Origin of the sequence: Pseudohongiella acticola (genome assembly GCF_001758195.1) — a bacterium.
Classification (GTDB): Bacteria; Pseudomonadota; Gammaproteobacteria; order Pseudomonadales; family Pseudohongiellaceae; genus Pseudohongiella; species Pseudohongiella acticola.
Map to the genome: position 1 here is coordinate 2,732,368 of NZ_MASR01000001.1, position 20,426 is coordinate 2,752,793.

Genomic DNA, 20,426 nt, shown 5'->3' on the forward strand with positions numbered 1-20,426 from the left:
CGCGGGTTTATAGCAGGTCAACTGCGCGGGCATGATCCATCGCTGTTTCTGGCCGTGAAGCGCAGGTCTGCGTAGTCGGCGCTGAGTGTGCTGTTGCTGTCATCGCCATCTGTCATCACAGCAATGCCATCCAGATGATCGATGTCTTCAGAGAATGCATGATTCCAGTCCTGCTGAATGTCGCGGCTGTGGCTTGTCCATTGCCCGGCGTTGCTGTTGCCACTGCTTACAGCCCACATTGTGGCGTTGTCACCGGCATAGGCATTGGGCCAGCGCTGACCAACGGCCTGCGATGCCGACCACACATAATTGATGGTTTTGGTGCGCCAGAACGCCAGTCCACCGCGCTTTACAACGTAAACGCGAGCAGCAAAATCATCGCCACTTTTGGCGCGTTCGTTAAGACTGGCGGGTGCGGTTGCCTTGATGCGCCAGCGCCAGCGCCAGCTAAGGCAGGGAGTGACACTGAGATCAATGTGGCTCTGGCGATAAAAAGCACTGGCGTTTCCCTCGGTCTCGGCGCTCAGTATTGTGATCTGCCTGGCATCAGTGGTGACGGTGTATTGCGTGTTGGCGTTGAAGCTGCGTTCGTCCCAGTTGCTGAAATCGCTGACATTCAGTTCGTTGCCAGCAGCAGGGATGCTGACAACGAGCGCCGCGCTCAGGCTCGCGACAGCACAGCTGAGTTTTGCTCCCATGGCTTACGGTTCCTCGGTATGCATTCGGTCACTGGCGCGCAGGACCATTTGCTGCAGGCTGTCTTTTGGATGTTCGAGAAGCGCCCAGCCCGCATTGTAGCTGATCGGCAACGGTTGCTTGATCGCCTTTGCGATGGTCCGGAATCGTTTAAGTGCCGCGTCCGGACCCAGCGCCTCAATATCGATCATCAGGACGACAAAATCATCATCACCGTAGCGTGCAATCAGGTCCGAGCCGCGAAATGTCTCGCGTAGCAGGCTGCTGAATTCCATCAATGCCTTGTCACCTGCAGCCGGGCCGTGGCGTTCATTAAAGGACTTAAAGTCTACCAGGTCGAACAGAAACAGGCATGCCTGCAGTTCAGCATCATGACACAGGGCAAGTGCTTCGTGTGCTCTGGAATCAAAACCTCGTCGATTAAGCATGTCTGTCAACGGATCGGCATGTGCCAGAAAATCAGCCGTCAGTTCGTTCTCGATCATCTGGGCTGTATGACGTAGCACCGATTTGTCGTGTTTGGAAAAATCACGCGGTTCCCTGTCTATCAGGCACAGGGTTCCTAGCCGACTGCCGGTGTCGGCATGCACCGGGCAGCCGGCGTAGAACCGGATGTTGGGCTCCTGCAGAACCAATGGATTATTTTCGAAAATCGGATCAAGTGTCGCATCCGGCACGACCATGACGTCTTCCTGTTCAATTGCGTATGTGCAGAATGAAATGTCGCGAGCCGTTTCCTTCGCATTCAGGCCCAGATTGGATTTAAACCACTGCCGATTGGTATCGACCAGAGTAAACAGGGCGATTGGGACGCGAAACAGGCGAGCTGCCAGCCGTGTAATGCGGTCAAAGCGTTCATCCGGGCGCGTGTCCAGTATGTTAAGCGAGCGCAGTACCTTCATGCGGCTGGATTCGTCAGACAGGCGACCGCCGCTCAACCATTGCAACACGGCTTCGGGAGCCATCGGGCGGGCGATTGCATAACCTTGTGCCAGGTCACACCCAATACTGCGGAGGTACTCCAGGGTTTCGTCGCTTTCGATTCCTTCGGCTGAGGTATACAGGCCCAGGCCATGGCCGAGCTCAATAATGGTTTTGATAACCGTGCGCGATTCTTTTGAGGCAGCAGCCGTCATGACAAACGATTTATCGATCTTGATTTCCGAGAATGGCAATCGCGCCAGCTGCAGCATGGAAGAGTAACCCGTGCCAAAATCATCAATGGACAAATGGAAACCTTTCATTCGCAGTCGGGTCAGAATGTCCAGCGAGCTGGTCGGGTCTTCCATGGCACAGGACTCGGTCAGCTCAAAGATCAGTCGTTCAGGGTGAATGCCCATGCTCTGGCAGTACTCGGCCATGCGCTCGAACAGGTCGGTGTTGTTCAGTGAGCTGGCGGAAATATTGATCGACAGTGTGATTTCCCGCAACCGACGGCGCAGGTAGTCGTATTCAACGGATTCATCCAGTGACCGGGGCAGGTGAGCCAGCCAGCGCAGGGCCTGTATCATGACGGATTCGGTCAACTGGTCGATCAGACCGTAATGTTCGGCCAAAGGAATAAAACGGTCCGGGCCGACCGGGCCCAGTGCCGGATGATTCCAGCGGGCGAGCGCTTCAAATCCTGCCAGCAGGCTGGTGCGGCAATTTATTTTAGGTTGATAGGCCAGCGTGATCTGTTGCTGTTCAATTGCCTGTAGCAGATCTTCCCGGCTTATCTTGTCTTGCGGAATTGGCTCTGCAGACATCGCACCGGCCATAGCCGGGGCGGTACCTTCCGAATTGGTCTCATGATTCAATAGCGCCCGCAAACGTGCAGGTGAGAACGGTTTTGCCAGCACGCCAATGATATTAAGCCCGTGCTCTGCTGCGGACCTTGCCGCGGCGTCAAGCACGCGGCCGCCGACGCCGCTGGAAATGATGATTTCGGCATGACATTCCAGACGGGCGAGCTCGGCCATCACCTGAACGCCGTCCATTCCAGGCATGATCAGGTCCAGCGCAATAAAATGTGGTTGCCAGTCCCGTATCTGATTGAAAAACAGTGCCGGATCATCGACATATTTCGCGTCGACACCAGCCGTTGCAGCGATATTGGCAATCGTCTGCCCGGTAAGCGGATCATCATCGAGAATCAGTAAACGTGTCATTTCCAACATCTCTCGAGTCGCACGGTGTCAGGAGCCGGCCGAGTCTTGCTGCATGGCTTTGAGCTTCTCCAACAGGTCGTCGCGTCGCCATGGTTTGCTCAGCAGGTGCGTGTCAGGCTGCAGGCGACCCTGGCGCAGCATGGCGTTTCTGGTGTAACCGGAAGTGAACAGGACATGAAGGTCAGGCTGCAGCTTTTTAGCCGCTTTGGCCAGCTCGGGCCCGTTCATGCCGTCACCCATCATGACGTCGGTGAACAGTAGGTCAACATGATCAGTTTGCTGCATCAAGGTCAATGCATCGCTGCCATTGGCGGCACTCAAGGTCTCGAACCCGAGCGCCTTAAATTGCTTCTCTGCATAATGCCTGACCAAGGGCTCGTCTTCAACCAGCAGAACCTTGCCAGTACCCAGAACGACATCGTTGCCCGATAGATGATCTTGCCGGCTACTCAGACCCGATAGGGTTGTTGGATCAGAGCCGACAGGAAGATACATGCGAACGGTGGTGCCATTATCGGGTTCTGAATAGAGAGAAACATGCCCTCCGGATTGCCTGATGAACCCGTATGCCATGCTTAAACCGAGCCCTGAGCCCTGGCCATAGGTTTTGGTAGTAAAAAATGGGTCAAAGGCCCTGGCTTGAACGTCTGCGCTCATTCCCGTGCCAGTGTCACTGACTGAGATCGTAACATAGTGACCAGCCCTTGCTTCAGCATGCAGCTCTGTATTGTCGGAGTCCAGTTCGCAGTGGCCAACTTCCAGCAGCAATTTGCCCTGGCCGGGCATGGCGTCCCGGGCATTGAGACAAAGGTTCAAAACAGCGCTCTCAAATTGCGGCGGATCGATTGTCACCATTGGCAATTCGGGTTCGGTAATCAGGTTTATAGTGATACGTTCCGGAACTGCCTGTCGGACCAGTGGCTGAATATCACGGATGAGAGAGGCGATGTCGGTTGCCTTTGGTGTTAACGGCTGCTTTCGAGCGAAAGCAAGCAAGCGCTGCACCAGATCAGCGGCACGCTGACTGGCATCGTTGATCATGTCGACCAGAGGCTGTTGGTCGGCATTCAGCGTCGAGTCTTCCTTTAGTAGTTCGGCGTTGCCCTGAATCACGGTAAGCAGATTGTTGAAATCATGGGCAACGCCACCGGTCAGTTCTCCCACTGTCTGCAGGCGTTGTGCATGGCTGAGCTGTTCCTCCAGTTGGCGTTTCTGGGTGATGTCGGTCATGCCAGCGATCAACCTGATGGCGACGCCCTCTTTATCCCGTATGACAAAGCCATGTTCTTGCACGATAGCAATGGAGCCGTCCTTGCGGACAAAGCGGTACTGATAGTGGTGCCGCTCTCGCCCGGAGTTCAGGGTCTGGTAGATCGTGGCCAGTGCCTGTTCCCTGTCCTCAGGGTGCAGGCGCTCAGTCCAGCTGCTCGGTTTTGCCATCATCTCTTCTCGCGAGTAGCCGAATAAATTGGTCACGCCCTGGTTCCACCAGATCTGATCGGCCTGAATGTCCCAATCCGAGATAGCGTCGACAGTGGCTTTGGTTACATGTTCAAAACGCTCGGCGTAAACCCGAATATCATGGATATCGATGGCTGAGCCTGACCATTTAACAATATTGCCGTCTCCATCCCTAACGGGGGCACCCTGCAGCAAATGCCAGCGCCAGGCGCCATCATGGCGGCGCACTCTGCACTCAAGGTCATAACTGTCCTTGTGCTGCACGGCGTCAAGCCATCGTGCCCGCAGCTGGCTCAGGTCGTCAGGGTGAATAAGCGTCGACAGCAATTGGCCTGCAATCAACGTTTCCCGGGACTGTCCTGTGAACTGATCCAGTGCCCGGTTGATATAGTCAATACGGCCGTCGCTGGTTGCCGTCCAGATGATCTGCGGTATGGCATCGGCGAACAGTTGAAACTGTTGTGGGTGCTGAAATGGCGCAAGCGGATCGTCAGGTGTCGGAATCAGGTTCTGCAGGGTTTGGCGACTAACTGCCAGCGCGTTGATATCGTCGCGCAGACCATGTATGCGTCGCATGATATAGGCGCACAGACCTGCAATGAGACATATTTCCAGGATGGATATGGTGCGATTGCTGGCCCAATAGGCGAATGGCAGCCCCGCCGATGATATGAACGAGCCCGCGATGATGAAAACAATGCTCGCCAACGTCATGGCAATCAGGAAACGACGATTTCCGGACAGCGCTGCCAGAATGATGCTCAGCAAATACAGATCGCCATGAGTGAATCCCAGGGGAGTAGCTGCATCCAGCAACAGTATCAGCAACGCGCCGAAAATACTGCCGACCTTAAAAACACGTCTATGTTGCATATGGTGTAACCTGTTGCGCCTGCCGCTGGCTGCAGATGCCCGTCAGCGGCTCGTTGATAAACCAGTGTAGCAAACTTGAAAGTGAGCAGTCTGTACTGCCTTACGCAAAGATGCAGGCGGTTGTCGGTCGAGCTATGATACCCCTGATATTGATCAATACCCGTCACTGGACATTAAACGGGTTTAAACTATGGAGAGTCTTATGTCGGATACCCTGCAAGGTGCATTGAGCCAGCTGAAAATGGCAGCCCGCCATACCGAGGTGCCAGAGGAAGTGCTGGAGGCCCTGAATTTCCCCAAGGAAGTGCTGACTGCGCGCATCAGCGTGCGCATGGACAATGGTAAACGGCGCTCCTTCGAGGCCTGGCGTTGTCGCTACGACGATACCCGGGGGCCAACCAAGGGCGGTATCCGCTTTCATCCAGAGGCAAATCTGGAGGAGGTGGTGACACTGGCGTTCTGGATGACGTTCAAGTGTGCCGTTGTCAACCTCCCTTACGGTGGTGGCAAGGGTGCGATTCGCGTCGATCCACGCGAGCTGTCGAGGCGAGAACTGGAACGCTTGTCTCGCGCCTATGTGCATGCCTTTTCCAGCATGATTGGGCCGGACCGCGACATTCCGGCGCCTGATGTGTATACCAATGCCAGGATCATGGGCTGGATGGCTGATGAGTACTCAAGCCTTGTGGGTTATCCCTGTCCGGCAGTGATCACCGGCAAACCGATTCCATTAGGCGGGTCTCTGGGGCGAGACGATGCGACTGCAAAAGGTGGTTTTTATGTATTGAAAAACCTGTTGTCCGAAATTGGCCTGGAGAACTGCGAAAAGCGTGCAATTGTCCAGGGCTTTGGCAATGCAGGGGCAACAATAGCCAGCCTGCTGCACCAAGATGGCTGGAAAGTTATTGCGGTGTCGGATACGGGTGGTTGTGTATACGATAAAACCGGTCTGGACCTGCAGAAACTGGCGAACATCAAGAAAGAGCGCGGTTCGGTGACTGATTATGCCAAGCAGATCTCCGGTAGTGACATAAAAACCCTGACGCAGGATGAGATGTTTGCGCTGGAGTGTGACCTGTTGGTGCCTGCCGCGCTGGAAGATCAGATTACCCGCGACAATGCCGGCAGCATCAAGGCATCGGTCATTATGGAGCTCGCCAATGGACCAGTGACGGCGGAGGCAGACAGTGTGCTGGAAAAAAACGGCGTGACCGTGATTCCGGATATTCTGGCAAACGCCGGGGGCGTCACGGTGTCTTATTTCGAATGGGTTCAGAACAGGCAGGGTTTCTACTGGACGGAAGATGAAGTGCAACAAAAACTGCGGCCGATCATGGAGCAAGGCAGCAGTGCGGTCTGGAGTCTTGCGCAGAAAAAGGACATCAGCCTGCGGACCGCAGCCTATGTGTTAGGACTGGAGCGCATCGCCGATGCGATAAAAGCACACGGCACGCAGGATTATTTCTGTCCGTGATTGTGGCGCCCAGCGGGCATGGGATCGTTGCCGTGCTTTGCGCGGCGACGATCCCATGGACCTTATGCTGTTACCAGGTAGACACCAGCTTGGCGCCTTCGCTGCGACGCGACCTGGTGTTCTGATTGTTGCCGTTGCTCCGCGCGGGTCGCTGCCCCCGCGGTTTGGCAGCGACCGGGCGGTCACCATCAAACGTGGTATTGCCATTACGCTGCAGGCGTTCTTCCTCGCGATAATCGCTACTGCCACTGTTCTGCATAGGCGCTTGCTGCTGGCGATTATTCGAAGACCGTGGTGAGCTGTTGCGGGCGGACGCTGAACGTCCCGAACCCGGGCGACCCGCGTTTTGCCCCTGGCGGGCACTTCCTGGTCGGCCGTTGCCCTGGCCGCGACGTTGCTGCGGTCGACGGGTTTCGGTGTCCTTGACATCTTCCAGGCGTTCCCGCAACTCAAAGCCAGGCACCACTTCGCGTTTCATGGTGGTCTTCAACACTCGCTCAATCTGCTTCAACTGCTTCAGCTGATCACCGCTGAGCAACGAAATGGCCGTGCCTTCGGCGCCCGCACGTGCAGTACGGCCGATGCGATGGACATAGTCTTCCGGTACATCAGGCAAATCGTAGTTGATGACGTGAGGCAGCTGATCTATGTCGATGCCGCGTGCCGCGATGTCCGTGGCTACCAGCACCTGCAGTTCTCCGTTTTTGAACTGGTGCAGAACCTTGGTCCGTTGAGCCTGGCTTTTGTTGCCATGAATGGCGCCGGCGTTGATGCCATCACGTTCCAGCATCTGTACCAGTTTGTTGGCACCATGTTTAGTACGACTGAAAACCAGGACCTGGTACCAGCTGTTAGTGCGGATCAGGTGGCTGAGCAGTTCTGTCTTGCGCGACTTGTCGACCGGATGCAGGGTCTGGGTAACCCGATCTGCTGTTGTATTGAGCGGTGCAACATTGATCTGTACCGGGTTGTGAAGCAGGCCCTTGGCCAGTTCCCGGATCTCACCGGAGAACGTCGCCGAGAACAGCAGATTCTGTCGTTTCGGTGGCAGCAGCGCGAGAATTTTTTTGATATCACGGATGAAACCCATGTCCAGCATGCGGTCAGCTTCATCCAGTACCAGCACTTCAAGTTGGTCAAAACGGACTGCATTCTGCTGATAAAGGTCCATCAGGCGCCCGGGGGTCGCCACCAGAACGTCGAGTCCGCCGCGCAGAATCATCATTTGCGGGTTGATTTTGACGCCACCAAAGATCACGGCTGAGCGTACCTTCTGGTATTTGCCATATGTTTTCAGGCTGTCATGAACCTGCGCCGCCAGTTCGCGCGTAGGCGTCAGTATCAGGGCGCGAATCTGTCCGCCGCGGGTGCGTTCGCCGCCATCCAGTTTCTGCAGCAGGGGCAGGGTGAAGCCTGCGGTTTTACCGGTGCCAGTCTGCGCTGATGCCATGACATCGGCGCCGTTCAAAATGGCGGGGATGGCCTGAGCCTGGATGGGAGTCGGGGTAGTATATTGCTGATCAGCCAATGCTTTCAGCAGGCCTTCGGAAAGGCCCAGATTATCAAAACTCATTGAATTCCTATTGGTCTCTAAGAAGAGCGACGTTGGTTGTGTTGTCGGCTCTTGATACACCTGTAATGTGAACACTTGAAAATCTATTGTGAACACGTTCTGAACCGCGGCTGAAATGAGATTTCAGTGAGATCCTGAGGTGAGCACGCCAGTGTGGATGGTTGTCCGTTGACGCCGACATGACGTTAGGACCAGTCCACATAAGTGACAGGTACCCGACAGGGCGGGTACGTGTAATGCAGAATTGCAGAACCGGGATTGTAGCGCGTTTCCAGCCAAATAGATACTTTGTCACAATTAGCGGCAATAAATTCATTGCCTGATGCAGCAATATTGCTTACCGTACCGCCCCTAATATGCATATTAATATCACCCGGTTGTACCAAAACCAATAAAAAGCAAGAGCATTTGTCTAATGAAATCAGTCGTTTTCCCTAAGATCGGTCGTGCCGGGGGTGTTCCCCGCGCGTTTTCGCGCACGCTATCCGCGTCTGTCCTCAGCCTGGGCCTGTTTGTTGCTGCGCCAGTGAGTCTGGCCCAGAACGCCGAAGGCACCGAAGATTCAACGGTTACCTATCCGGCTACCTACTTTCAACAATGGGCGCCCGTTACTGCGCAGGACATGATTAATCGCATTCCTGGTGTGGGTTCAGCCACGGGCAGTAACTTTGGCCGCTCCAGTGGCGGCCGCGGGCTGGGTGGCGGCGGTGGCAACCAGATCCTGATTGACGGCAAACGTGTGGCTGGCAAGAGTAACGAAGCGAGCAGCCAATTGGCTCGCATTCCCGCTGACAAGGTCAGTCACATTGAGTTGATTCGGGGTACATCCGCTGAGCTTGACGTGCGTGCGGATCAGATCGTCAATATTATACTGACTGAAGCCATGTCCAGCCGGTCATTCTCGTACGAGGTTAACACTGACCGCTATATGGACGGACATGTGCAGCCGGGTGGCAAAATCGCGATGAACGGCCAGCAGGGTGGTTTCACCTATCTACTCAGTGTTGAAGCTGAACCCCGTCATGACTATCGGCCCAGCACCGAGAGTAGTGTGTTGGGGGATTTTTCGCCGAATGACAGCATCAGCGAAGAACGTACACGGGATCAGTACACCTATGGCTACGCCGCCAATCTGGCATACGAAATCAGCGCCGATAGTAGTGTTCGACTGAACATGTTGTATTCGGATTATGACAATACCGTGGATGTCGAGCGGCGCATTACCGACCTCACGGTCAGCCCGCCAGAAACAGTCTTTGAACGCGAAGTCATTCCGGGAGTTAATGACAACTGGGAGATTGGTGGTGATTACGAACGTGTGTTCAGTAACAACCATCGCTTCAAGATACTTTTTATCGCTAACGAAAAAAATGAAGAATTTACGCGTGAGCGTTTTGCCCGCGAAGGCAATGGCAATGAGGAAAAGGATTTGTTCCTCAATTCTGATGCCACCACCACCGAACGTATTGTCCGTACCTCCTATTCTCTGGGCTTGACCGACGGCCAGGACCTGGAGCTGGGTGTGGAGCGGGCACAAACCACGCTGGATTCAATGTTGCGACTGGGTCAGCCGGGCGCTGGTCCCGGTAATGACAACTTTGGCGGATTGACGCCTGTTGCTGTCAGCAATGCCAATTCTACGGTTGAGGAAATCCGTTATGAGCCGTTTGCGGTGCACAACTGGCAAATTAATGCACGCATGACGCTGGAGAGCTCGCTGATCTACGAAGCGTCTGAAATTACCCAGACCGGTGATGTCTACAATCAGCGTGATTTTGGCTTTTTCAAACCAAAACTTGATTTGCGTTATGACCTGGGTAATGGCAAACAACTGCGTGCGACTGCGACCAAAGCGGTGCGCCAGTTAAGCTTCTCGGATTTTGTTGCTTCCAGCGATATGCGTGATGATGATGCCGAAACCATGGCGGGGAATACCAACCTGCGACAGGAGCAGGTGTGGAATTTTGATTTGGGTGCTGAATACCGCCTGCCCAATGACCTCGGTGTGATCGACGGCAGCGTATTCTATATGCAGCATATCGATGTCATTGAGCGCATTGACGTATCGGCAACAGCCGGTGATCCGGTTTCCGCCAATGGCAATATCGGCGATGGCGACATGTATGGTTTGCGATTGAACGGCAGCGTTCGCATGAACATGATCAATTTGCCTGACCTGATGATCATATCGAGTCTTGAGGTTAAAGACTCTGAGATCACCGACCCGTTCCTGGGTATTGATCGTCGTTTTGAAGGATTTGAGCGTGGGCGTTTCCAGCTCGGTTTCCGTCATGACCTGCCGTCACTCAGAATCAATTACGGCATGAACTGGAATAACCGTTTTGATGGCAACATGAAGCGTTATGATATCGATAATATCGAGCGCAGCTCCGGTGACCCGAATGTCAGTGCGTTTCTGGAATACGTGACACCTGGCAATATCCGGATACGCTTTGATGCGCGTAACGCCACTAACAATATCCAGTGTCGTGAGCGCACGCGCTTTGATGGTCGTATCAGCGGTGGTGTGATCTCGGAGATCGAAAATTATTGCACTGATGCTGCGCGAGTGGTGTCCATCAAGATCAACGGCACGTTCTGACGCTGCCGGTCCGTTTGCTGTTGCCAGTCAATCAAGTTGATTGACTGGCAACAGTTGTACCCCGCGTGCCGTCAACGATTCCACGCTGTGCTTACAGACCCCCGCTTTAGCAATCAACTTGCTTTCACAGATATCACAACGCACACATTCCTTGAAATCAATCTGTTCGTTACGAATGGCACCGGTCGGGCAGGCGTGTTCGCAGACTTTGCACACAGTGCATTGTGGTACGCGTCTGATCCGACGCAGGCTGATCAGGGACATTACTCCCAGCGCCGCACCCAGCGGACACATGTAACGGCAGTAGAAGCGCTTGACGACTGCCGACGCCAGCACAATTGCAATCAGAATGATCCATAACACAACCGATGTGCTGTAGAAAAACAGGGTGCCAAACGGTTCAAAGTACTGAAAAATGCTGACATCGCTTTGCACCAGCGCCATGAGGATGATCAGCGCCAGAATGATGTACTTCAAATACAGCGCCCTGTCGTGAATATAGGCTGGCACGGTGCGCTGCCAGCCTTTGGGTACAAAGCGGGAGAGTATGTCCTGCAAGGCACCGAAGGGGCATAGTGAGGAACAGAACACCCGTCCCCAGATCAGTGTGGTGATCAGCGTGAACGCCACGATCATCAACAGCGGCAGGTCGCTAAGTATCATTGACGGCCCCAGTTTGATGGTATTGGTGATGTGGGAGACTGACAGGAAACCACCGTTGATAAAGCCCAGATAAACCAGCGTAATACTGAGCGCGAGCCAGCGCAGCCTGGCATCCTTGCGCAGGAAGGCTGTCATCACCAACCCCAACAGTAGAGTCAACGGCAGAACCCGGGTCCAGTTGATGTCAGTTAACAGCCCGCCGGCAGACGCCTGCATCATGTCTTCAGGGGCCACGTCGCCCGGAGCCCGAATGTCACGCCCCAATGCCAGGTCCAGCGCAATGCCCTGCAAGGTGATATCGATCGAGTAAGGTAGTTCGCCGTTTTGCGGGTCGTAGTAGACGGTAAACGGTTGCGCAAGATCCAGCTCTGGTGCGAGAATCATGGCAACGGCAAAGTTGGCCTGGCCAGCAATCCTGCCCTGATCGGCACTGCCGGCGTAGACCGTCTGCCGTCGCGGCATGGGAAAAACGACATCTCCCTGCTGGATCGAAAACCGCTCCTGACGGAAGGGTTCAGACGCATTGCCGCCGATGCCGACCAGCATCAATTTTCCATCGTCAAAGCGACCGCTGGCATCGCGCTCGGCACGGGAGTAGGCATCATTGCCAACCAGAATCTCGCCCAGCACTTCATGGCCCATATAGGCAAATGACAAAGACAGCACAGTTTCATCGGGCAGGCGGGCATTCATGACCTGGATCTGACCCTGCGTTATCATGTCCTCCCAGCTCAACGGTGCCAGGTGTTCCCTTGCATTGCTGGTAGTATCAGCGGCCGCAGAAAAGCCACTGCTGGCGAGGTAGGATTGCGCCACGCGTCGAGCTGCATTATAGACTCCTCGTGTGGCAGCCCAGCTGCTGATGGTGGCGCGTGATACACCATCAATGTCGCGCCCTACCCGAAACGAATCTGTTAAAGGTTTGCGCCGGAACTGTTCCTGAAATGGGCGTATGGAGAGGAAGTCGCCGCGACTGGACCTGAACGATTCGTTGTAATCCAGCACCTTGATTGCAGTCACGGTGGCAGCGGTATTCAGACCCACAAGTACATCGATGGTTGAACTGAAACCAATTTCTTCAGGCGGCAAGTCAGAGGTCTGAAAAACGTAACCAATCACGGTTTCGTTGCCGGTAGCGGGGTCAGCAGCGAACGCAGTGAACACCGGCGGAGTGCCTGCTTTTGCGCTGAACCGGTCGGCCGCAGGCATGACCTGTTGCAGAAGGAGTTCGTCAACCTCTCGACTGAAAGGGGTCTGGGCAAACACGGCACTGGCGCTCACCAGCAGGGCTATAAACAGGGTCGCCAATTGCAGTTGTCGTGTCATGCGGCGACAACAACGCTACGAACCAACCACGCGGTATAAGCTGCGTAAACCAGCATCAGTATCACTCCTTCCGGACGACTGATGCGCCCCTGGCTTTTGAAACCGTAACCTAATACAAACAGTGACACAGTAAGTCCTGCCATCACTGCCATGTCCCGGGTCAGCACTTCGTGGCCGACACCCATGGGGTGGATGACGCCGGCAATGCCCACCACTGCCAGCGTATTGAACAGATTCGAGCCGAGGATATTGCCCAGTGCCATATCGTGCTCACCTTTGCGCGCGGCGATGACGGATGAGGCAAGCTCAGGCAGCGAGGTACCGACGGCAATAACGGTCAGGCCAATAATCAGGTCACTGACGCCGACGCTCTGCGCGATGGTAACCGCGCCCCAGACCAGAATGCGTGAGCTCGCAATCAATAACACCAGCCCGATCACTGTCCACATGACCGCTTTACGAAGTGGCAACGTTCGGGTGTCGAGCTCAGCCACAACGTCGCCGCTCAGCGAGTCAGGGCAGGCAGAATTCTGGTCGCGGCGGCCCTGGACCACGGTCCACGTCATGATGGCAGCAAAAACGCCCAGCAGGACCAGGGCGTCCGTGCGACTGATGAAGTCATCAAGCAATTGCCAGGCCGCCAGCAGCGTTACCAGCGTCAGTATCGGCAGCGTCCGGCGCAGTACCTGAGAATCAACGAGAATGGGGCTGATCAGGGCAGTAATGCCCAGAATCAAGGCTATGTTGGTGATGTTGGAGCCATAGGCGTTGCCCAGGGCGATGCCGGGATTTCCCTGCCATGAGGCCAGTGCCGACACTACCATTTCCGGCGCAGACGTGCCGAAGCCAATGATCACCATGCCAATGATCAACGGTGGGATATTAAAATGCCGTGCCGTTACTGCGGCGCCTTCAACAAACCGGTCGGCACTCCACACCAGAATGATGAGTCCGATCGCAATTGCCAACAGCGCAAACAGCATGTGATTGTTCCACACAATGGTCAGTGAATAATGCGGGGCGACCTGAGACAGTCGCCAACGCGCTTATTCTAGCGATTGTCAGCGGAAAGACCAGTACTTGTGCCCTAAAAAGCTGGTAAACACAGGAATCACGATACCAACAGCGTGAGCAATTTCGAGTCTGAACAGCGACACACCCAAGGTGGGAAGTACGCTGTAGGCCATCAGCAGACTGACAGCCCAGGTCTGCACGATAGCGAGCAGGTTGACCAGGGCAAACAGCAGGATTGAGCGTTGCAGGGTTTGTGTACTCACTTTGAAAACGAAGATTCGAGCCAGTACGTAAGCGGTCACCATGCCGGTAAGGTAAGCCAGTACAACGGCAGTCGAAAATCCCACCCACATATTGTAGATGATGCGGGTCACAAAATTGACCAGCGCCGCGGTACCACCGGTCAGTAGAAAGGCGAGAAACTGTCGTGACATGAATGGCTGAATCATGAGTCAGGCCCGGTGTCGGCCCGTACCTCGCGAGCCAGTTGTCGACCAAACTCCATGCTCTCGGAGATGCCCCGGTCGCTGGGATAATAGTGTGAGGTGTCAGCCACCCACAAGCCTTCAATGGGCAGCTTTGCCGGCGGCAACCGGTCGCTAAATCCGGGTTCGCAAATCGGCTGGGCATAACGATAGCGGCTGGCGTGAATGTCAATGAAATCGCTATCCTGCAGGTGCGGGTTAATCTTCTTGAGATAGCTGCGCACTTTGTGGATAAAGGTGTCATCGCTATCGGCGTACTTGGCATGTTCAGCAGGCAGATAAAACGGCACGTAAACCAGATGATGCTGCATTGGATGCAGATTGCTGTACTCGACCAGACCAGGAATATCCATCTCCGGGTCGTTGATGTTAAGCCAGAACTTGTCTGACACCGGCTTGCTTAACTTGGCGATAATACAGACCACAGCTATATTGCGCAGGCTGGCGTAAGCCGCGCGGGTAGCGTCGGGCAGCCCGGGCATCAGCCTGGGCACATAAGGCAGTGGAATGGTACTGACCACACGTGCGAACGACTGCAGGTCGCTGCTGGTCGCCACTCGCAGACCTTCAAGTTTATGGCCATTGATGACCACTTCCGTAACGGGTGTGCTTAGATGGATTTCGCCGCCACCTGTCGTAATTTTTTCGGCCAGAGCCTGCAGGAGGGTTTCCGATCCCCCTTCCAGATAACCCAGGCATTCGTGCATCAGACTGGTACGCGAACGTCCCACACGATGTATGCGGCTCCAGATCCACGCAGCCGACAGGTTGTCCGAATAGTGGTAAAACTTGTAATCAAACAGCGTGCGCCAGACCGCCTGCCACGCCTCATCCCCAACCCAGCGCCGTATCCAGTGGCGTGCGTCTTTGTGGTCCAGGTCCTGCCAGCCTGTGCGTTTGGTTGATACGAAGGCATGCAGACCATAACGGATTTTGGCCGCCAGACTGAGGCCTTTAAAGCGCAGCAGTGCCAGTGGATTGCCCCAGTCCTGCAGCTGATTACGGTACCAGTAACCCATGCGGGTTTCGGTCCAGCGCATGCGATCGGCAATGCCAAGCTCGTCAAGCATCTGTAACAGACCGTGATCTGACAGGCAATGGAAGTGATAATAACGTTCAATCTGCAAGCCCCCAAAGTCGAAGCTTGCCGCCATGCCACCGAGTCGGTCGTCGGCCTCAAAGACGATGGGTTGATAACCTTCCTTTAGCAACTGATAGGCCACCGCCAACCCCATCGGGCCAGCGCCCAGGACAGCAACACGTTTGTCGGCAGGTTTTTCTGTTGGCGCTTCCATGTCCTAAAACTCCAGGGCGACATCGCTATAGCGCGAGTCGTTAAAGGTTTCGTGAATCGCTTTTTTGAATGGCGTATAAGGCACATCAAAAAGGGTCGGCCAGTCAATGACCTCAAATTCGTCTTTGGCGGTCAGTGCGGCCAGCTGCTGGGTCGTGAAAGGCGGGTTCCGGTCGAACAGTGCCCACGTCCACAGCAAGGCATAAAACAGAGAGTACGGAATGCGCAGAATCAGGGTGCGCGCGTCAACTGCGGCTTTGATGTCACGGATCATGTCAATGTAATCGATTTTCTCATGACCGGAAATGTTGTAGATACCATGGCCGCGTCGTGACTCAATGCAGCTGATGATGATGTCACAAAAATCCCCAACGTACAGTGGTTGACGCATATAGCGGCCGTGCCCGGGTATGGGGAAAACCGGCACCTTTTTCATAAAACGTGATAACCAGCCCAGGTGTTTGCGATCGAACCAGCCAAACATCAGGGTCGGTCGCAGGATCGGGCAATCAAGGCCGCTTTCCAGAACCATGGTTTCCTGTTCGCCTTTGCTGCGCGTATAAAAGTCATCGGCCACTGACTCTACGACTGATGAGCTGATGTGGACGAGGTAAGGTGTTGTCGGACACGCCTTGAGGGTGTCCAGTATCAACCGCGTTGCGTCGACATTGTTTCGCTGGAAGTCTGCGTAGTCGATGCCGCCAATCTGTGCCTGCAACATGACCACCACATCGGCTTCACGAATATGGTTCTGCCATGCGCCAGGCTGCGCAAGGTCTGCGACTTCACAGATAATATCCGTCTGTACTGTCTGCAATACCCGCAGATTTGCCTGATGTTTATCGAGCACAACAATATTGTGGTACCCCTGATCGCGCAGCCGGGCGACCAGGTTCTGGCCAACCAGACCGGCGCCGCCGGGGAGTACGATTCTGATGTGTTTATCAATCTCTTTCATGGTAATTCCGTTGGCAGTTCACAGCGAGCGGTGTCAGCGATAAGGACGATCGCGTCTCCGGCAAATTCGGACCTGACATAGCCCTGGAATCCGGATAACCGGGCATGTGTCCCGACCACATCGGCCACATCGTTTCTGGGCATGCCTGTCAGTGCATAGCCAGCAATCTGCCCGCCGGCGTCGGTGATGGTGATCAGCTCCGGGATCACCTGGACCTCATCGTTTAGCAGCCAGCCCTGCACGCGCAGGTAAGCCGGATCGGTGTCGATGTCAGACACAATATCCAGATGCCCGCGACAAACAGGCGATTGCGTCTGGGGCATGTGTTGGCCAAGCGTCTGCTTCAGGTCCCGCCAGGGATAGACGCCAAAAACTGACAGGTTTTCCCGGGATGCGGTGTCGGCTATCCGCAAAAAGCCAACTGACAACTCATGCACATTACGTATCTGAGGCTCATCGCGGACACCCAGTTCCAGCGCCAGTGCGGCAACATTGCGTGTGGTCACCAGCGCCTGTTGACCGCGAGCGGCTTCAAACTGATGCACGAGCATCAGTGCTGGCAGCAACATCATGAGTCCGGTACTGATCACCGGGTAGCGTCGCCATGCCTGCCACAGCAACGGCAGCACCAGCATCAGGGCACAGGCCCAGGCCATCAGGGCAGGTGTTGTGTAACGAAAGCTGGTGGCCTGGTACACGCCGAAAATAAGGCGCCCGCCACCTGTACCCACTGCCGTACCTGCAAGATAAATTATACAGAACACCAGTGCCAGTTGCAGGGCATTGTCACGCGGGTTTCGCAAGCTCCGGAACAGGCAAGTGAAGGCAATCACCGCCATCAGTGTGGTCGAAACAACCGCTGCGGCAGTGCCGCTTATTCCGGTCCCGAACAGGTGGTAAAACGGACTGCCAAGATAGAGGGCTACATACAGAGCGAGCTGCAGTGGGTGCTGCAAAACCGTTTCGGTGAGAGAGCCATGGTGGCCTGGAGAGAAGTAATCGTGAAAATACAGCCCCAGAATGACCGCAGTCAGCACTGCCAGTGTCAGCGTCTGCCACAGCCGCATGCGAGCCGCGAGGGCATAGGCTGTCATCAATGGCAACGCCAGAATGCCATTCGCCATTGTGCCGGCGGACGCGATACCAAGCAGGCAGGCAGCGGCAAATGCCAGATGCGCCCGTTTATTGCGGGCCGGTCTATGCAGTATGTACAAGGCACACAGCGGTACAAGCTGCGCCAGAAAAAACTGACTCTGGAATGCCCATGCCAGGTTTTCATACTGCATCCATTGATACAGCCAGGCAGTGACGAAGCAGGTAGCAAAAAACACGATATGGTTGCGGGCAGACTCGTGTGCCATGCGATCACGGCTGACATAAAAGAATAACAGCACAGCCAGCGCGACGATGACATAATTCATTGCCAGCAGGAAAACGCTGAGGCCGTCAAAGAATTGATAGTCCAGCCAGAACAGCAGGCGCGACAGCACAATGCGGTGTTCGTTGTGCTGTGCCCACCACAGCCAGCTGGCACCGTCGTTAATAGCAATATAAAAGTTGAGGGTTGCGTCCCACATATCCCAGAATGGCACGGGTGAGTACATGCGAACTGTGCCCGTGATGGCCAGCACAACAAAAATGGTGGCCACCAGTGCTGCCAGTGCGGCGGCCGTGCGCGTCAGTCCCTGCTCTGAAAAAAAGCGGTGCATCCCTGTTAATCCTATATGTCCATTTTATTGAATATGAATCGGGGCAGATGACGAATGATCATCATGATCAACCACCATTTTCCCGGCGTATAAATAACGGCGCGGCCCTTTTGTACGCCCTGCACAATATCATTGGCCACCGCCTCTACGCTGGCCAATTTGGCACCGTCCTGTTTCAGGTGCGCTGTCATGGGGGTGTCGGTTGGGCCAGGTTTGACCAGCACAACGCCAACATTGGTTCCGGCCAGGCGGTGCTGCAATCCTTGTGCGTAACGAGTGACCAGGCCTTTGGCGGCGCCATAAACATAATTGGATTTGCGACCACGGTCACCGGCCACCGAACCAACCAGAACGATGGTACCGGCATTGGCGCGCTGCATCGGGCCGGCAAATGCTTCGGCAAATAATGCCGGGGACAGTCCGTTAATATGCATTGCCTCGGCTGCCATAGCGAGATTCTGTTGACAGGCAGACTGTTCTGGCAGGGTTCCGTGCGCGATCAATACGATGTCGGGTGTGCCCGCCGCCACGATGTCCTTGACTGTCTGTTGAATGGAGTCTGCTGAGGAAAAATCCGGCAGCAGGATTTCACATTGAGCGGCAGGGTTGCGCACGCTCAGGTCGGCAGCAATAGCAGACAGTTTCTCCTGATCACGACCGAGCAACACAAACTGTTGTGTTTCCGACTGCGTCTGTTGCTGATATTGCTGGGCCCATGCACGAGCGCAATGCTCGGCAATCGAGGAGGTGGCACCGACAATTACGATTCGTTTGTTCTGTGTCATAACATTACCTTTTTGACCTGGGTCACGAGCCGAGTAAGCGGCGTGACATGGCCGAGCTGATGCCCGGGTCACGAAATGCGGAAAACTGTGTCAGCTCCGGATAGCTGGCGGCAAACATATGCGCTGGCATGCGAGCATCCTTGGCGGGATAAAGTCGGCCGCCTGCCGAGGAGACGACATCATCGAGCCGGGCCAGCAGATCTTCGGTTGCCCCGCCTTTGTTGGGAAAATCCAGCGCCAGCGTCGCACCGGCCATCGGAAAGCTCAGCAGTCCGGCGGCAGGGCGCTCAGTAAAGGTTTTTAAGACGGCCAGGAATGAGCCTTCGCCCGCATCCGCGATTGCCGTCAGCATGCTCTCAATTGCCTGTCGCGCGTTGTCGCGTGGAACCACGCATTGATACTGATAAAAGCCGCGACGTCCATACATGCGGTTCCAGTTATTGATCTTGTCCAGTGGATAAGAGAAGCTTTCGTAGTGCGCCACACCGGCGCCCGCCTTGCGAGCGTTCATCGCGTAATACGCCGCATTAAAAGGACGCAGGCTCAGTCTGTTGACCAGTGAAACCGGCGGTGTCAGTGGCATGTCGATATTCTTGCGGCGACGAACCTTACTGATGTCAGGCAGGTAATACGGCAACGCAGCGAGTTCCTGTTTGCTGGCGTGGTTGGCGCGCATGAAAATTCCGCGTGTTTGGGGGCCTGCAAGGCAATCGATCCACGACACAGTATGTTCCCAGCTGGCTTCGGATTCGTCAGCCAGCGCAAAAAAATCATCCAGGTTACTGAAGGGTACGGTATCAGTCAGCAGCCAGGGGCTTTCGATGCGGCGCAATTGTAATTGCACGTTGTAGATGATGCCGGTCAGGCCCAGGCCTGCAATGGTTGCCCGAAACATGTCCGGGTTTTGCTTGCGGCTGCAATCCAGCGTGGTGCCGTCCGTACGTGCCAGTTTGAAACTGACGACGTGTTCGCCAAAGGTACCCATGACATGGTGATTCTTGCCGTGAACATCGTTGGCGATTGCGCCGCCCACGGTAATCAGTTGCGTGCCAGGTGTCACTGGCAACATCCAGCCACGCGATACAAAACAATCCTGAATTTCTTTCAGGGTTACTCCTGGCTCGCAGCACAGCAGTCCGGTTTGATCGTCAAAACTGATAAACCGGTTCAGCCCCCGCGTCAGCCAAAGTGCACCGCCCGGGTTCAGGCAGACATCGCCGTAGCTGCGGCCCATGCCATAGCTGATGCCGGGCGCGCTGCGTTGAATCTGGCTGGAAAGACATCGATGGTCACTCAACGCGATTGCGTCATGGTGATCCTGGCTGAGACGACCCCAGGAAGCAATTTTCATGGCTGGACAATC

The 20,426-nt window shown here is 55.1% G+C and carries 14 protein-coding genes; 2 read left to right on the forward strand and 12 right to left on the reverse strand.

Translation table 11 applies throughout. The annotated features are described in order from the left end of the window. Positions 1-17: 17 nt before the first annotated feature. The 3 genes from PHACT_RS11810 to PHACT_RS11820 are packed head-to-tail and all read right to left on the reverse strand — an operon-like array spanning position 18 to position 5,180. On the reverse strand, positions 18-698 hold the full coding sequence (locus tag PHACT_RS11810; protein ID WP_070117952.1) for a DUF3047 domain-containing protein: 681 nt from the start codon (positions 696-698) through the stop codon (positions 18-20). 3 nt (positions 699-701) lie between these two features. Then, positions 702-2,846 (reverse strand): EAL domain-containing protein, encoded by a 2,145-nt coding sequence (locus PHACT_RS11815; RefSeq protein WP_070118409.1) that lies wholly within the window; start codon positions 2,844-2,846, stop codon positions 702-704. Positions 2,847-2,873: 27 nt separating this feature from the next. After that, the gene (locus tag PHACT_RS11820) at positions 2,874-5,180 is read right to left on the reverse strand and encodes a hybrid sensor histidine kinase/response regulator (protein WP_070117953.1); all 2,307 of its coding nucleotides are present in this window, start codon (positions 5,178-5,180) and stop codon (positions 2,874-2,876) included. A gap of 202 nt (positions 5,181-5,382) precedes the next feature. Here PHACT_RS11820 and PHACT_RS11825 point away from each other — a divergent pair, with 202 nt between their 5' ends. After that, positions 5,383-6,654 (forward strand): Glu/Leu/Phe/Val family dehydrogenase, encoded by a 1,272-nt coding sequence (locus tag PHACT_RS11825; RefSeq protein ID WP_070117954.1) that lies wholly within the window; start codon positions 5,383-5,385, stop codon positions 6,652-6,654. Between the two features lie 70 nt (positions 6,655-6,724). On the opposite strand, the gene PHACT_RS11830 is transcribed toward PHACT_RS11825, so the two are convergent. Then, a complete protein-coding gene (locus PHACT_RS11830; RefSeq protein ID WP_083264543.1) occupies positions 6,725-8,227 on the reverse strand; it encodes a DEAD/DEAH box helicase in 1,503 nt (500 codons plus the stop codon). A gap of 415 nt (positions 8,228-8,642) precedes the next feature. Here PHACT_RS11830 and PHACT_RS11835 point away from each other — a divergent pair, with 415 nt between their 5' ends. Beyond that, complete coding sequence (locus tag PHACT_RS11835; protein WP_070117955.1) at positions 8,643-10,829, forward strand: TonB-dependent receptor; 2,187 nt, start codon at positions 8,643-8,645, stop codon at positions 10,827-10,829. 27 nt (positions 10,830-10,856) lie between these two features. Here the strand turns inward: PHACT_RS11835 and PHACT_RS11840 are convergent, their stop codons facing one another. From PHACT_RS11840 to PHACT_RS11875, 8 genes are all read right to left on the reverse strand, one after another. Next, complete coding sequence (locus tag PHACT_RS11840; protein WP_070117956.1) at positions 10,857-12,818, reverse strand: NosR/NirI family protein; 1,962 nt, start codon at positions 12,816-12,818, stop codon at positions 10,857-10,859. After that, the gene (locus PHACT_RS11845; RefSeq protein ID WP_070117957.1) at positions 12,815-13,801 is read right to left on the reverse strand and encodes a calcium/sodium antiporter; all 987 of its coding nucleotides are present in this window, start codon (positions 13,799-13,801) and stop codon (positions 12,815-12,817) included. Before PHACT_RS11845 ends, PHACT_RS11840 begins: the two co-directional genes overlap by 4 nt. Positions 13,802-13,879: 78 nt before the next feature. After that, positions 13,880-14,266: a GtrA family protein gene (locus PHACT_RS11850; protein ID WP_317622265.1), complete on the reverse strand. Its 387-nt coding sequence runs from the start codon at positions 14,264-14,266 to the stop codon at positions 13,880-13,882. A gap of 11 nt (positions 14,267-14,277) precedes the next feature. Then, on the reverse strand, positions 14,278-15,612 hold the full coding sequence (locus PHACT_RS11855) for an NAD(P)/FAD-dependent oxidoreductase (protein WP_070117959.1): 1,335 nt from the start codon (positions 15,610-15,612) through the stop codon (positions 14,278-14,280). A 3-nt stretch (positions 15,613-15,615) separates the two neighbouring features. After that, positions 15,616-16,569 carry an NAD-dependent epimerase/dehydratase family protein gene (locus tag PHACT_RS11860; RefSeq protein ID WP_070117960.1) on the reverse strand — a complete coding sequence of 318 codons (954 nt, stop codon included), beginning with the start codon at positions 16,567-16,569 and terminating at the stop codon, positions 15,616-15,618. After that, on the reverse strand, positions 16,566-18,278 hold the full coding sequence (locus tag PHACT_RS11865) for a hypothetical protein (RefSeq protein WP_070117961.1): 1,713 nt from the start codon (positions 18,276-18,278) through the stop codon (positions 16,566-16,568). Before PHACT_RS11865 ends, PHACT_RS11860 begins: the two co-directional genes overlap by 4 nt. Positions 18,279-18,289: 11 nt before the next feature. Then, positions 18,290-19,063 (reverse strand): SDR family NAD(P)-dependent oxidoreductase, encoded by a 774-nt coding sequence (locus tag PHACT_RS11870; protein ID WP_070117962.1) that lies wholly within the window; start codon positions 19,061-19,063, stop codon positions 18,290-18,292. A 22-nt stretch (positions 19,064-19,085) separates the two neighbouring features. Then, entirely contained in the window at positions 19,086-20,414 is a 1,329-nt protein-coding gene (locus PHACT_RS11875) for an FAD-binding oxidoreductase (protein WP_070117963.1), read from the reverse strand. Between the last annotated feature and the right edge of the window lie 12 nt (positions 20,415-20,426).

What these genes read in the sequence shown, in the direction of transcription:
- PHACT_RS11810 (WP_070117952.1), bottom strand. Translation starts at nt 698, where the DNA reads ATGGGAGCAAAACTCAGCTGTGCTGTCGCGAGCCTGAGCGCGGCGCTC.
- PHACT_RS11815 (WP_070118409.1), bottom strand. Translation starts at nt 2,846, where the DNA reads ATGACACGTTTACTGATTCTCGATGATGATCCGCTTACCGGGCAGACG.
- PHACT_RS11820 (WP_070117953.1), bottom strand. Translation starts at nt 5,180, where the DNA reads ATGCAACATAGACGTGTTTTTAAGGTCGGCAGTATTTTCGGCGCGTTG.
- PHACT_RS11825 (WP_070117954.1), top strand. Translation starts at nt 5,383, where the DNA reads ATGTCGGATACCCTGCAAGGTGCATTGAGCCAGCTGAAAATGGCAGCC.
- PHACT_RS11830 (WP_083264543.1), bottom strand. Translation starts at nt 8,227, where the DNA reads ATGAGTTTTGATAATCTGGGCCTTTCCGAAGGCCTGCTGAAAGCATTG.
- PHACT_RS11835 (WP_070117955.1), top strand. Translation starts at nt 8,643, where the DNA reads ATGAAATCAGTCGTTTTCCCTAAGATCGGTCGTGCCGGGGGTGTTCCC.
- PHACT_RS11840 (WP_070117956.1), bottom strand. Translation starts at nt 12,818, where the DNA reads ATGACACGACAACTGCAATTGGCGACCCTGTTTATAGCCCTGCTGGTG.
- PHACT_RS11845 (WP_070117957.1), bottom strand. Translation starts at nt 13,801, where the DNA reads ATGCTGTTTGCGCTGTTGGCAATTGCGATCGGACTCATCATTCTGGTG.
- PHACT_RS11850 (WP_317622265.1), bottom strand. Translation starts at nt 14,266, where the DNA reads ATGTCACGACAGTTTCTCGCCTTTCTACTGACCGGTGGTACCGCGGCG.
- PHACT_RS11855 (WP_070117959.1), bottom strand. Translation starts at nt 15,612, where the DNA reads ATGGAAGCGCCAACAGAAAAACCTGCCGACAAACGTGTTGCTGTCCTG.
- PHACT_RS11860 (WP_070117960.1), bottom strand. Translation starts at nt 16,569, where the DNA reads ATGAAAGAGATTGATAAACACATCAGAATCGTACTCCCCGGCGGCGCC.
- PHACT_RS11865 (WP_070117961.1), bottom strand. Translation starts at nt 18,278, where the DNA reads ATGCACCGCTTTTTTTCAGAGCAGGGACTGACGCGCACGGCCGCCGCA.
- PHACT_RS11870 (WP_070117962.1), bottom strand. Translation starts at nt 19,063, where the DNA reads ATGACACAGAACAAACGAATCGTAATTGTCGGTGCCACCTCCTCGATT.
- PHACT_RS11875 (WP_070117963.1), bottom strand. Translation starts at nt 20,414, where the DNA reads ATGAAAATTGCTTCCTGGGGTCGTCTCAGCCAGGATCACCATGACGCA.